Origin of the sequence: Paramagnetospirillum magneticum AMB-1, assembly GCF_000009985.1 — a bacterium.
Taxonomy (GTDB): domain Bacteria; phylum Pseudomonadota; class Alphaproteobacteria; order Rhodospirillales; family Magnetospirillaceae; genus Phaeospirillum; species Phaeospirillum magneticum.
On sequence record NC_007626.1, the window covers coordinates 1354146 to 1370087 of the forward strand.

Consider the following 15942-nt stretch of genomic DNA (forward strand, 5'->3'; position numbering starts at 1 on the left):
CCCACCCTTTGCCTGGAAGGGTTGCCTGAGAGGATTTGGCCGATGAGCGACAGGGTCTTTGTGCGTCTGGAACAGCGTGCCGTGCTGGAAGTGGGGGGCGAGGACCGCCGCGCCTTCCTGCAGGGTCTGGTCTCCAACGACATGAACAAGGTGGCCGGCGACCGGGCGGTGTACACCGCCCTGCTGACCCCCCAGGGCAAATTCCTGTACGACTTGTTCGTGGTGGAACTGGGCGACGTCTTCCTGATCGACGCGGAAGCCGCGCGCATCGAGGAACTGAGGAAAAAGCTCTCCATGTACAAGCTGCGCTCCAAGGTGAGCGTCGCCGTGGCCGCCAATGTGGCGGTGTTCGCCCTGATGGGCGAGGGGGCGGCCTCCACCTTCGACCTTGCCGCCGAGGCCGGTGCCGCCACCGAATTCCGGGACCAGGGCCGGGATGCGGTTCCGCAGACGGGGACGGGTCCCGTCGCAGGCGCCACCATCACCAGTCAGGTCCAGGAAGTGGTCCAGGCCGAGGTCGCCGCGGCGCCCGCCGTGGACAATGCCCCTGACATCCAGGCCGTGGCGGTCAATCACGCGCCGATCGTCGCGGGCGTGGCCGACATCGGGACGATCGACGAGGATCATCCCCTGACCATGACCGCCGCGGAATGGCAGGCCAAGCTGTTGGCCAATGCCACGGATTCCGACGGCGACACCTTGTCGATTCTCAGCCTGGACGATATCCGGATCGACCATGGCAGCTTTGCCCGGAATGCCGACGGCACCTATACCTTCACGCCGGATGCCAATTTCAACGGCGAGATCAACGCGACTTATACCATTTCCGATGGTCACGGTGGGCTTGCGACCGGGTCGGCGTCGCTGCATGTCAATGCGGTGAACGACGCGGCCGAGATCACCGGCGACACCGCCGTGGTGGTGGGTGAGGATACGGCGCGGGCGGCCGGCAATCTGGACGCCACCGACATCGATTCTCCGGCCACCTTCGTGGCGGCGACGACGGCGGATGATTACGGCACCTTCTCGGTGGACGAGAGCGGCCAGTGGTCCTTCGCCATGAACGATTCCGTGCAGTCGCTTGGGGCGGGTGACCACCTGACCCGGACCTTCGAGGTCCAGACGGCGGACGGCACCTCTCAGACGGTGACGGTGACCATCGACGGTGCCAATGACCAGGCGGTGATCTCTGGCGACGCCAAGGACCTGTCGGGTTCCGTCGGCGAGGACGGCACCCAGACCGCCACCGGGACTCTCCATGTCTCCGACGTGGACAGCGGCGAGGCCCATGTCCAGGCCACCAGCGTCGAGACCGACCAGGGCACCTTCACCATCGGCGAGGACGGCAAGTGGTCGTTCGCGCTCAACAACGACGACCCGGCGGTGCAGGCCCTGGGCGCCAATGATTCCATGACCAAGACCTTCACGGTCACCAGCGCCGATGGCACCGACACCCAGGAAGTGACGGTCACCATCCACGGCAGCAACGACAGCGCCACCATCAGCGGCGACATCGCCGGCGGCGTCGGCGAGGACGGCACCGGCACGGCGACCGGCACCCTCAACGTCTCCGACGTGGACAGCGGCGAGGCCCATGTCCAGGCCACCAGCGTCGAGACCGATCAGGGCACCTTCACCATCGGCGAGGACGGCAAGTGGTCGTTCGCCCTCAACAACGACGACCCGGCGGTCCAGGCCCTGGGCGCCAATGATTCCATGACCAAGACCTTCACGGTGACGAGTGCCGACGGCACCGACACCCAGGAGGTGACGGTCACCATCCACGGCAGCAATGACAGCGCCACCATCAGCGGCGACATCGCCGGCGGCGTCGGCGAGGACGGCACTTCTACGGCCACCGGCACGCTCAACGTGGCGGATGTGGATAATGGCGAGGCCCATGTCCAGGCCACCAGCGTCGAGACCGATCAGGGCACCTTCACCATCGGCGAGGACGGCAAGTGGTCGTTCGCCCTCAACAACGACGACCCGGCGGTCCAGGCCCTGGGCGCCAATGAGTCCATGACCAAGACCTTCACGGTCACCAGTGCCGATGGCACCGACACCCAGGAAGTGACGGTCACCATCCACGGCAGCAATGACTCGGCCACCATCAGCGGCGACATCGCCGGCGGCGTCGGCGAGGACGGCACTTCTACGGCCACCGGCACGCTCAACGTGGCGGATGTGGATAATGGCGAGGCCCATGTCCAGGCCACCAGCGTCGAGACCGACCAGGGCACCTTCACCATCGGCGAGGACGGCAAGTGGTCGTTCGCCCTCAACAACGACGACCCGGCGGTCCAGGCCCTGGGCGCCAATGATTCCATGACCAAGACCTTCACGGTGACGAGTGCCGACGGCACCGACACCCAGGAGGTGACGGTCACCATCCACGGCAGCAATGACAGCGCCACCATCAGCGGCGACATCGCCGGCGGCGTCGGCGAGGACGGCACTTCTACGGCGACCGGCACCCTCAACGTCTCCGACGTGGACAGCGGCGAGGCCCATGTCCAGGCGACCAGCGTCGAGACCGATCAGGGCACCTTCACCATCGGCGAGGACGGCAAGTGGTCGTTCGCCCTCAACAACGACGACCCGGCGGTCCAGGCCCTGGGCGCCAATGAGTCCATGACCAAGACCTTCACGGTCACCAGCGCCGACGGCACCGACACCCAGGAAGTGACGGTCACCATCAACGGNNCCAATGACACGGCCACCATCTCCGGCGACATCGCCGGCGGCGTCGGCGAGGACGGCACCGGCACGGCGACCGGCACCCTCAACGTCTCCGACGTGGACAACGGCGAGGCCCATGTCCAGGCCACCAGCGTCGAGACCGATCAGGGCACCTTCACCATCGGTGAAGACGGCAAGTGGTCCTTCGCGCTGAACAACGACGACCCGGCGGTCCAGGCCCTGGGCGCCAATGATTCCATGACCAAGACCTTCACGGTGACGAGTGCCGACGGCACCGACACCCAGGAGGTGACGGTCACCATCCACGGCAGCAATGACAGCGCCACCATCAGCGGCGACATCGCCGGCGGCGTCGGCGAGGACGGCACCAGCACGGCCACCGGCACCCTCAACGTCTCCGACGTTGACTCCGGCGAGGCCCATGTCCAGGCCACCAGCGTCGAGACCGATCAGGGCACCTTCACCATCGGCGAGGACGGCAAGTGGTCGTTCGCCCTCAACAACGACGACCCGGCGGTCCAGGCACTGGGCGCCAATGAGTCCATGACCAAGACCTTCACGGTGACGAGTGCCGACGGCACCGACACCCAGGAGGTGACGGTCACCATCCACGGCAGCAATGACAGCGCCACCATCAGCGGCGACATCGCCGGCGGCGTCGGCGAGGACGGCACTTCTACGGCCACCGGCACGCTCAACGTGGCGGATGTGGATAATGGCGAGGCCCATGTCCAGGCCACCAGCGTCGAGACCGATCAGGGCACCTTCACCATCGGCGAGGACGGCAAGTGGTCGTTCGCCCTCAACAACGACGACCCGGCGGTCCAGGCCCTGGGCGCCGGCGATTCCATGACCAAGACCTTCACGGTGACGAGTGCCGACGGCACCGACACCCAGGAAGTGACGGTCACCATCAACGGCAGCAACGACAACGCCACCATCAGCGGCGACATCGCCGGCGGCGTCGGCGAGGACGGCACTTCTACGGCCACCGGCACCCTCAACGTGTCCGACGTGGATAATGGCGAGGCCCATGTCCAGGCCACCAGCATCGAGACCGACCAGGGCACCTTCACCATCGGTGAAGACGGCAAGTGGTCCTTCGCGCTGAACAACGACGACCCGGCGGTCCAGGCCCTGGGCGCCAATGAGTCCATGACCAAGACCTTCACGGTGACCTCTGCCGACGGCACCGACACCCAGGAGGTGACGGTCACCATCCACGGCAGCAACGACAGCGCCACCATCAGCGGCGACATCGCCGGCGGCGTCGGCGAGGACGGCACCGGCACGGCGACCGGCACCCTCAACGTGGCGGATGTGGACAATGGCGAGGCCCATGTCCAGGCGACCAGCGTCGAGACCGATCAGGGCACCTTCACCATCGGCGAGGACGGCAAGTGGTCGTTCGCCCTCAACAACGACGACCCGGCGGTCCAGGCCCTGGGCGCCGGCGACTCCATGACCAAGACCTTCACGGTCACCAGCGCCGATGGCACCGACACCCAGGAGGTGACGGTCACCATCCACGGCAGCAACGACAGCGCCACCATCAGCGGCGACATCGCCGGCGGCGTCGGCGAGGACGGCACCAGCACGGCGACCGGGACTCTCCATGTCTCCGACGTGGATACGGGCGAGGCCCATGTCCAGGCCACCAGCGTCGAGACCGACCAGGGCACCTTCACCATCGGTGAAGACGGCAAGTGGTCGTTCGCCCTCAACAACGACGACCCGGCGGTCCAGGCCCTGGGCGCCAATGATTCCATGACCAAGACCTTCACGGTCACCAGCGCCGATGGCACCGACACCCAGGAGGTGACGGTCACCATCCACGGCAGCAACGACAGCGCCACCATCAGCGGCGACATCGCCGGCGGCGTCGGCGAGGACGGCACCGGCACGGCGACCGGCACCCTCAACGTGGCGGATGTGGACAATGGCGAGGCCCATGTCCAGGCGACCAGCGTCGAGACCGATCAGGGCACCTTCACCATCGGCGAGGACGGCAAGTGGTCGTTCGCGCTCAACAACGACGACCCGGCGGTCCAGGCCCTGGGCGCCAATGATTCCATGACCAAGACCTTCACGGTGACGAGTGCCGACGGCACCGACACCCAGGAAGTGACGGTCACCATCCACGGCAGCAATGACAGCGCCACCATCAGCGGCGACATCGCCGGCGGCGTCGGCGAGGACGGCACCGGCACGGCGACCGGCACCCTCAACGTCTCCGACGTGGACAGCGGCGAGGCCCATGTCCAGGCGACCAGCGTCGAGACCGATCAGGGCACCTTCACCATCGGCGAAGACGGCAAGTGGTCGTTCGCCCTCAACAACGACGACCCGGCGGTGCAGGCCCTGGGCGCCAATGAGTCCATGACCAAGACCTTCACGGTGACCTCTGCCGACGGCACCGACACCCAGGAAGTGACGGTCACCATCCACGGCAGCAACGACAGCGCCACCATCAGCGGCGACATCGCCGGCGGCGTCGGCGAGGACGGCACCAGCACGGCGACCGGGACTCTCCATGTCTCCGACGTGGATACGGGCGAGGCCCATGTCCAGGCCACCAGCGTCGAGACCGACCAGGGCACCTTCACCATCGGTGAAGACGGCAAGTGGTCGTTCGCCCTCAACAACGACGACCCGGCGGTCCAGGCCCTGGGCGCCAATGATTCCATGACCAAGACCTTCACGGTCACCAGCGCCGATGGCACCGACACCCAGGAGGTGACGGTCACCATCCACGGCAGCAACGACAGCGCCACCATCAGCGGCGACATCGCCGGCGGCGTCGGCGAGGACGGCACCGGCACGGCGACCGGCACCCTCAACGTGGCGGATGTGGACAATGGCGAGGCCCATGTCCAGGCGACCAGCGTCGAGACCGATCAGGGCACCTTCACCATCGGCGAGGACGGCAAGTGGTCGTTCGCCCTCAACAACGACGACCCGGCGGTGCAGGCCCTGGGCGCCGGTGATTCCATGACCAAGACCTTCACGGTCACCAGCGCCGATGGCACCGACACCCAGGAAGTGACGGTCACCATCAACGGGTCCAATGACTCGGCCACCATCTCCGGCGACATCGCCGGCGGCGTCGGCGAGGACGGCACCCAGGCCGCGACCGGCACGCTCAACGTGGCGGATGTGGACAGCGGCGAGGCCCATGTCCAGGCGACCAGCGTCGAGACCGATCAGGGCACCTTCACCATCGGTGAAGACGGCAAGTGGTCGTTCGCCCTCAACAACGACGACCCGGCGGTGCAGGCCCTGGGCGCCAATGATTCCATGACCAAGACCTTCACGGTCACCAGCGCCGACGGCACCGACACCCAGGAGGTGACGGTCACCATCCACGGCAGCAACGACAGCGCCACCATCAGCGGCGACATCGCCGGCGGCGTCGGCGAGGACGGCACCAGCACGGCGACCGGGACTCTCCATGTCTCCGACGTGGATACGGGCGAGGCCCATGTCCAGGCCACCAGCGTCGAGACCGACCAGGGCACCTTCACCATCGGCGAGGACGGCAAGTGGTCGTTCGCCCTCAACAACGACGACCCGGCGGTGCAGGCCCTGGGCGCCAATGAGTCCATGACCAAGACCTTCACGGTGACGAGTGCCGACGGCACCGACACCCAGGAGGTGACGGTCACCATCCACGGCAGCAACGACAGCGCCACCATCAGCGGCGACATCGCCGGCGGCGTCGGCGAGGACGGCACTTCTACGGCCACCGGCACCCTCAACGTGTCCGACGTGGATAATGGCGAGGCCCATGTCCAGGCCACCAGCATCGAGACCGACCAGGGCACCTTCACCATCGGTGAAGACGGCAAGTGGTCCTTCGCGCTGAACAACGACGACCCGGCGGTGCAGGCCCTGGGCGCCGGTGATTCCATGACCAAGACCTTCACGGTCACCAGCGCCGATGGCACCGACACCCAGGAAGTGACGGTCACCATCCACGGCAGCAACGACAGCGCCACCATCAGCGGCGACATCGCCGGCGGCGTCGGCGAGGACGGCACCGGCACGGCGACCGGCACCCTCAACGTCTCCGACGTGGACAGCGGCGAGGCCCATGTCCAGGCCACCAGCGTCGAGACCGATCAGGGCACCTTCACCATCGGCGAGGACGGCAAGTGGTCGTTCGCCCTCAACAACGACGACCCGGCGGTCCAGGCCCTGGGCGCCAATGAGTCCATGACCAAGACCTTCACGGTGACGAGTGCCGACGGCACCGACACCCAGGAGGTGACGGTCACCATCCACGGCAGCAATGACAGCGCCACCATCAGCGGCGACATCGCCGGCGGCGTCGGCGAGGACGGCACTTCTACGGCCACCGGCACGCTCAACGTGGCSGATGTGGATAATGGCGAGGCCCATGTCCAGGCCACCAGCGTCGAGACCGATCAGGGCACCTTCACCATCGGCGAGGACGGCAAGTGGTCGTTCGCCCTCAACAACGACGACCCGGCGGTCCAGGCCCTGGGCGCCGGCGATTCCATGACCAAGACCTTCACGGTGACGAGTGCCGACGGCACCGACACCCAGGAAGTGACGGTCACCATCAACGGCAGCAACGACAACGCCACCATCAGCGGCGACATCGCCGGCGGCGTCGGCGAGGACGGCACTTCTACGGCCACCGGCACCCTCAACGTGTCCGACGTGGATAATGGCGAGGCCCATGTCCAGGCCACCAGCATCGAGACCGACCAGGGCACCTTCACCATCGGTGAAGACGGCAAGTGGTCCTTCGCGCTGAACAACGACGACCCGGCGGTCCAGGCCCTGGGCGCCAATGAGTCCATGACCAAGACCTTCACGGTGACCTCTGCCGACGGCACCGACACCCAGGAGGTGACGGTCACCATCCACGGCAGCAACGACAGCGCCACCATCAGCGGCGACATCGCCGGCGGCGTCGGCGAGGACGGCACCGGCACGGCGACCGGCACCCTCAACGTGGCGGATGTGGACAATGGCGAGGCCCATGTCCAGGCGACCAGCGTCGAGACCGATCAGGGCACCTTCACCATCGGCGAGGACGGCAAGTGGTCGTTCGCCCTCAACAACGACGACCCGGCGGTGCAGGCCCTGGGCGCCGGTGATTCCATGACCAAGACCTTCACGGTCACCAGCGCCGATGGCACCGACACCCAGGAGGTGACGGTCACCATCCACGGCAGCAATGACAGCGCCACCATCAGCGGCGACATCGCCGGCGGCGTCGGCGAGGACGGCACCAGCACGGCCACCGGCACCCTCAACGTCTCCGACGTTGACWCCGGCGAGGCCCATGTCCAGGCCACCAGCGTCGAGACCGACCAGGGCACCTTCACCATCGGCGAGGACGGCAAGTGGTCGTTCGCCCTCAACAACGACGACCCGGCGGTCCAGGCCCTGGGCGCCGGCGACTCCATGACCAAGACCTTCACGGTCACCAGCGCCGATGGCACCGACACCCAGGAGGTGACGGTCACCATCCACGGCAGCAACGACAGCGCCACCATCAGCGGCGACATCGCCGGCGGCGTCGGCGAGGACGGCACCGGCACGGCGACCGGCACCCTCAACGTCTCCGACGTGGACAGCGGCGAGGCCCATGTCCAGGCCACCAGCGTCGAGACCGATCAGGGCACCTTCACCATCGGCGAGGACGGCAAGTGGTCGTTCGCCCTCAACAACGACGACCCGGCGGTCCAGGCCCTGGGCGCCAATGAGTCCATGACCAAGACCTTCACGGTGACCTCTGCCGACGGCACCGACACCCAGGAGGTGACGGTCACCATCMACGGCAGCAACGACAGCGCCACCATCAGCGGCGACATCGCCGGCGGCGTCGGCGAGGACGGCACTTCTACGGCCACCGGCACCCTCAACGTGTCCGACGTGGATAATGGCGAGGCCCATGTCCAGGCCACCAGCATCGAGACCGACCAGGGCACCTTCACCATCGGTGAAGACGGCAAGTGGTCCTTCGCGCTGAACAACGACGACCCGGCGGTCCAGGCCCTGGGCGCCAATGAGTCCATGACCAAGACCTTCACGGTGACCTCTGCCGACGGCACCGACACCCAGGAGGTGACGGTCACCATCCACGGCAGCAACGACAGCGCCACCATCAGCGGCGACATCGCCGGCGGCGTCGGCGAGGACGGCACCGGCACGGCGACCGGCACCCTCAACGTGGCGGATGTGGACAATGGCGAGGCCCATGTCCAGGCGACCAGCGTCGAGACCGATCAGGGCACCTTCACCATCGGCGAGGACGGCAAGTGGTCGTTCGCCCTCAACAACGACGACCCGGCGGTGCAGGCCCTGGGCGCCGGTGATTCCATGACCAAGACCTTCACGGTCACCAGCGCCGATGGCACCGACACCCAGGAAGTGACGGTCACCATCCACGGCAGCAACGACAGCGCCACCATCAGCGGCGACATCGCCGGCGGCGTCGGCGAGGACGGCACCGGCACGGCGACCGGCACCCTCAACGTCTCCGACGTGGACAGCGGCGAGGCCCATGTCCAGGCGACCAGCGTCGAGACCGATCAGGGCACCTTCACCATCGGCGAGGACGGCAAGTGGTCGTTCGCCCTCAACAACGACGACCCGGCGGTCCAGGCCCTGGGCGCCAATGATTCCATGACCAAGACCTTCACGGTGACCAGTGCCGACGGCACCGACACCCAGGAGGTGACGGTCACCATCCACGGCAGCAATGACAGCGCCACCATCAGCGGCGACATCGCCGGCGGCGTCGGCGAGGACGGCACCAGCACGGCCACCGGCACCCTCAACGTCTCCGACGTGGACTCCGGCGAGGCCCATGTCCAGGCCACCAGCGTCGAGACCGACCAGGGCACCTTCACCATCGGCGAGGACGGCAAGTGGTCGTTCGCCCTCAACAACGACGACCCGGCGGTCCAGGCCCTGGGCGCCGGCGACTCCATGACCAAGACCTTCACGGTCACCAGCGCCGATGGCACCGACACCCAGGAGGTGACGGTCACCATCCACGGCAGCAACGACAGCGCCACCATCAGCGGCGACATCGCCGGCGGCGTCGGCGAGGACGGCACCGGCACGGCGACCGGCACCCTCAACGTCTCCGACGTGGACAGCGGCGAGGCCCATGTCCAGGCCACCAGCGTCGAGACCGATCAGGGCACCTTCACCATCGGCGAGGACGGCAAGTGGTCGTTCGCCCTCAACAACGACGACCCGGCGGTCCAGGCCCTGGGCGCCAATGATTCCATGACCAAGACCTTCACGGTGACGAGTGCCGACGGCACCGATACCCAGGAGGTGACGGTCACCATCCACGGCAGCAATGACAGCGCCACCATCAGCGGCGACATCGCCGGCGGCGTCGGCGAGGATGGCACCTCTACGGCCAGCGGCACCCTCAATGTGTCCGACGTGGATAATGGCGAGGCCCATGTCCAGGCCACCAGCGTCGAGACCGACCAGGGCACCTTCACCATCGGCGAGGACGGCAAGTGGTCGTTCGCCCTCAACAACGACGACCCGGCGGTCCAGGCCCTGGGCGCCGGCGATTCCATGACCAAGACCTTCACGGTGACCTCTGCCGACGGCACCGACACCCAGGAAGTGACGGTCACCATCCACGGCAGCAACGACAGCGCCACCATCAGCGGCGACATCGCCGGCGGCGTCGGCGAGGACGGCACCGGCACGGCGACCGGCACCCTCAACGTCTCCGACGTGGACAATGGCGAGGCCCATGTCCAGGCCACCAGCGTCGAGACCGATCAGGGCACCTTCACCATCGGTGAAGACGGCAAGTGGTCCTTCGCGCTCAACAATGACGACCCGGCGGTCCAGGCCCTGGGCGCCAATGAGTCCATGACCAAGACCTTCACGGTGACCTCTGCCGACGGCACCGACACCCAGGAGGTGACGGTCACCATCAACGGCAGCAACGACAGCGCCACCATCAGCGGCGACATCGCCGGCGGCGTCGGCGAGGACGGCACTTCTACGGCCACCGGCACCCTCAACGTGTCCGACGTGGATAATGGCGAGGCCCATGTCCAGGCCACCAGCATCGAGACCGACCAGGGCACCTTCACCATCGGTGAAGACGGCAAGTGGTCCTTCGCGCTGAACAACGACGACCCGGCGGTCCAGGCCCTGGGCGCCAATGAGTCCATGACCAAGACCTTCACGGTGACCTCTGCCGACGGCACCGACACCCAGGAGGTGACGGTCACCATCCACGGCAGCAACGACAGCGCCACCATCAGCGGCGACATCGCCGGCGGCGTCGGCGAGGACGGCACCGGCACGGCGACCGGCACCCTCAACGTGKCGGATGTGGACAATGGCGAGGCCCATGTCCAGGCGACCAGCGTCGAGACCGATCAGGGCACCTTCACCATCGGCGAGGACGGCAAGTGGTCGTTCGCCCTCAACAACGACGACCCGGCGGTGCAGGCCCTGGGCGCCGGTGATTCCATGACCAAGACCTTCACGGTCACCAGCGCCGATGGCACCGACACCCAGGAAGTGACGGTCACCATCCACGGCAGCAACGACAGCGCCACCATCAGCGGCGACATCGCCGGCGGCGTCGGCGAGGACGGCACCGGCACGGCGACCGGCACCCTCAACGTCTCCGACGTGGACAGCGGCGAGGCCCATGTCCAGGCCACCAGCGTCGAGACCGATCAGGGCACCTTCACCATCGGCGAGGACGGCAAGTGGTCGTTCGCCCTCAACAACGACGACCCGGCGGTCCAGGCCCTGGGCGCCAATGAGTCCATGACCAAGACCTTCACGGTGACGAGTGCCGACGGCACCGACACCCAGGAGGTGACGGTCACCATCCACGGCAGCAAYGACAGCGCCACCATCAGCGGCGACATCGCCGGCGGCGTCGGCGAGGACGGCACCAGCACGGCCACCGGCACCCTCAACGTCTCCGACGTGGACTCCGGCGAGGCCCATGTCCAGGCCACCAGCGTCGAGACCGACCAGGGCACCTTCACCATCGGCGAGGACGGCAAGTGGTCGTTCGCCCTCAACAACGACGACCCGGCGGTCCAGGCCCTGGGCGCCGGCGACTCCATGACCAAGACCTTCACGGTCACCAGCGCCGATGGCACCGACACCCAGGAGGTGACGGTCACCATCCACGGCAGCAACGACAGCGCCACCATCAGCGGCGACATCGCCGGCGGCGTCGGCGAGGACGGCACCGGCACGGCGACCGGCACCCTCAACGTCTCCGACGTGGACAGCGGCGAGGCCCATGTCCAGGCCACCAGCGTCGAGACCGACCAGGGCACCTTCACCATCGGCGAGGACGGCAAGTGGTCGTTCGCGCTGAACAACGACGACCCGGCGGTGCAGGCCCTGGGCGCCAATGATTCCATGACCAAGACCTTCACGGTGACGAGTGCCGACGGCACCGATACCCAGGAGGTGACGGTCACCATCCACGGCAGCAATGACAGCGCCACCATCAGCGGCGACATCGCCGGCGGCGTCGGCGAGGATGGCACCTCTACGGCCAGCGGCACCCTCAATGTGTCCGACGTGGATAATGGCGAGGCCCATGTCCAGGCCACCAGCGTCGAGACCGACCAGGGCACCTTCACCATCGGCGAGGACGGCAAGTGGTCGTTCGCCCTCAACAACGACGACCCGGCGGTCCAGGCCCTGGGCGCCGGCGATTCCATGACCAAGACCTTCACGGTGACCTCTGCCGACGGCACCGACACCCAGGAAGTGACGGTCACCATCCACGGCAGCAACGACAGCGCCACCATCAGCGGCGACATCGCCGGCGGCGTCGGCGAGGACGGCACCGGCACGGCGACCGGCACCCTCAACGTCTCCGACGTGGACAATGGCGAGGCCCATGTCCAGGCCACCAGCGTCGAGACCGATCAGGGCACCTTCACCATCGGTGAAGACGGCAAGTGGTCCTTCGCGCTCAACAATGACGACCCGGCGGTCCAGGCCCTGGGCGCCAATGAGTCCATGACCAAGACCTTCACGGTGACCTCTGCCGACGGCACCGACACCCAGGAGGTGACGGTCACCATCCACGGCAGCAACGACAGCGCCACCATCAGCGGCGACATCGCCGGCGGCGTCGGCGAGGACGGCACCGGCACGGCGACCGGCACCCTCAACGTCTCCGACGTGGACAGCGGCGAGGCCCATGTCCAGGCCACCAGCGTCGAGACCGATCAGGGCACCTTCACCATCGGCGAGGACGGCAAGTGGTCGTTCGCCCTCAACAACGACGACCCGGCGGTCCAGGCCCTGGGCGCCGGCGATTCCATGACCAAGACCTTCACGGTCACCAGCGCCGACGGCACCGACACCCAGGAAGTGACGGTCACCATCAACGGGTCCAATGACGGCCCGGTGGTGAGCGGCCCCGTGGATCTCGGCGCGACCGCCGAGGATCACTCCATCACCTTCACGGCGCAGCAATTGCTGGGCCATGCCTCGGACATCGATGGCGACAGCCTGTCGGTGAGCAATCTCAGTGCCGGTAACGGCACCATCAGCCAGAATGCCGACGGCAGCTATACCTTCACGCCCAATGCCGACTTCAACGGCGAGGTCAACGTGACCTACACCGTGTCGGACGGGCATGGCGGCACCACTTCGGGTTCGGCCAGCTTCGACGTGACCTCGGTCAATGACGGCCCGACCACCAGCGATGTGACGCTGGCCTCGGGGACCGAGGACCGCTCGGTGACCATCAAGGCCAGCGACCTGCTGGGCAACGCCCATGACGTGGACGGCGATACCTTGTCGGTGTCGAACCTGTCGGCCAGCAACGGCACCATCACCGACAACCATGACGGCACCTATACCTTCACGCCGAACCATGATTTCAGCGGCAACGTCGACCTGTCCTACACGGTCAGCGACGGCCAGGGCGGCAGCACGGCGGGCACGGCCCATTTCGGCATGGCCGCGGTGGCGGATTCGCCGGTCCTGTCGGCGTCGAACATTACCGTCGACCTGGGAGCCGGCCAGGCTCAGACCCTGAACGGCACCACCGGCAACGACACCCTGAGCGGCGGTTCGGGCAATGACGTGGTCAACGGCTCGTCGGGCGACGACGTGCTGTATGGCGACGGCACCGGCAGCGTGACGGTTCCGCTGAACATCAGCGACCGCCTGAGCGACACCGACGGTTCGGAATCCCTGGGCAGCGTGACCATCGGCGGTCTGCCGGCCGGGGCGAGCCTGTCTGCGGGCACCCATAATTCCGACGGCACCTGGACTCTGACTCCGGCGCAGCTGACGGGCCTCAGCGTGACCACCACCGAGGGCACCGCCCTGCATCTGAGCGTGACGGCGACCTCGACCGAGGCGTCCAACGGCTCGACCGCGACCACCACCACCAGCTTCGACGTCAGCTTCAGCGGCACGGCCGCCGGCAATGACACCCTGGACGGCGGGGCGGGCAACGACACCCTGTTCGGCGGGGCCGGCAACGACACCCTGACGGGCGGCGCGGGCGCCGACCTGCTGGAGGGCGGCGACGGCAACGACGTGCTGAACTACTCGACCGACGGGACCTGGAGCGGCGGTTTCGTGTCGCAGAACGTGGGTGATACCACCCATGCGGGCACCAACGAGACCTATACCATCACCGGTGACAACGACAGCCAGGACGTGTTCCGCGGCGGCGCCGGCACCGACACCCTGGTGATGGGCTCGGGCAATGACGCTCTGTTCCTGGACGACGGCTATAGCGGCTCGCCCACCGGCGGCGCGCGCATCGACGGCATCGAGAGCATTGTGGCCGGCGACGGCAACGACGTGGTCGACCTGACGTCGAGCAAGTACACCTATGGCGACGTCACCATCGACGGCGGCGCCGGCAACGACGTACTGATGGGCAATGCCGGCAACGACGTCATCGACGGCGGCACCGGCAACGACGTGCTGTATGGCGCTTCGGGCAACGATACGCTGCGGGGCGGCGATGGCGCCGATACCCTGGACGGCGGCTATGGCGCCGACACCATCGACGCGGGCGCCGGCAACGACCTTGGCATCATCAAGGGCGGCCAGTCGGCGGGCGACAATTACGACGGCGGCACCGGCACCGACACGCTGCGCATCGACCTTTCCGGGTCGCAATACACCGCGGCGGTGCGCGCCGAGCTGCAGCAGTTCCAGTCCTTCATCGCCGATCCGGCCCATGCCGGCCAAAGCTTCCACTTCAACACCCTGGGTGTTGACGCCAAGAACTGGGAAAGCCTGAAGCTGACGGTGGACGGCCGCGACGTCTCGCTGGAGAACGCTCCGACGGTGACCAGCGCCACGGCGGTGAGCACCGACGAGGATCATTCGGGCGCCGGCCGCGTGGTCGGGACCGACCAGGACGTGGGCGACAGCGTGCGCTACCACCTGATGGATGCCAGCGGCAACCAGGTGGACAGCCTGTCGACCGCCCATGGCACGGTGACCATCAACTCGGCCACCGGCGAGTACACCTTCACCCCCAATGCCGACGCGCAGAGCCTGCGGGCTGGCGACGTGCAGACCGACAGCTTCAAGGTCGTGGCCACCGACGGCACCATGACCAGCGCGCCCTCGACCGTGGGCGTCACCATCACCGGCAGCAATGACGGCGCGGTGATCACCGGCACCAGCGTGGGCACGGTGGGCGAGGACGGTAACCGCTCGGTGACCGGCACGCTCAACGTCGCCGATGTGGATCAGGGGCAGGCCCATGTGACCGCCCAGACGGTGCAGACCGATCAGGGCACTTTCAGCATCGGCGAGAACGGCCAGTGGACCTTCCAGGTCAACTCGGGCAATGCCGACGTGCAGGCCCTGGGGGCCGGCGAGTCCATGACCAAGACCTTCGCCGTGGCCTCGGCCGATGGCACCGCCACCCAGAACGTGACGGTGACCATCAACGGCGCCAATGACTCCGCCACCATCTCGGGCTCGACCACCGGCGCGGTGGCCGAGGACGGCAACGGCCGCGCCACCGGCACGCTGAGCGTCGCCGACGTGGATCACGGTCAGGCCCATGTGACCGCCCAGACGGTGCAGACCGATCAGGGCACCTTCTCCATCGGCGAGAACGGCCAGTGGACCTTCCAGGTCAACTCGGCCAATGCCGACGTGCAGGCCCTGGGCGCCGGCGAGTCCATGACCAAGACCTTCGCCGTGGCCTCGGCCGACGGCACCGCACCCAGAACGTGA

Annotated in this window: 1 protein-coding gene; it reads left to right on the forward strand. The window is 67.4% G+C overall.

The window, feature by feature from the left end; all coding sequences use genetic code 11:
- The first annotated feature begins 42 nt into the window (after positions 1 to 42).
- Positions 43 to 15942 carry a VCBS domain-containing protein gene (locus AMB_RS26320; RefSeq protein ID WP_011383680.1) on the forward strand — a complete coding sequence of 5300 codons (15900 nt, stop codon included), beginning with the start codon at positions 43 to 45 and terminating at the stop codon, positions 15940 to 15942.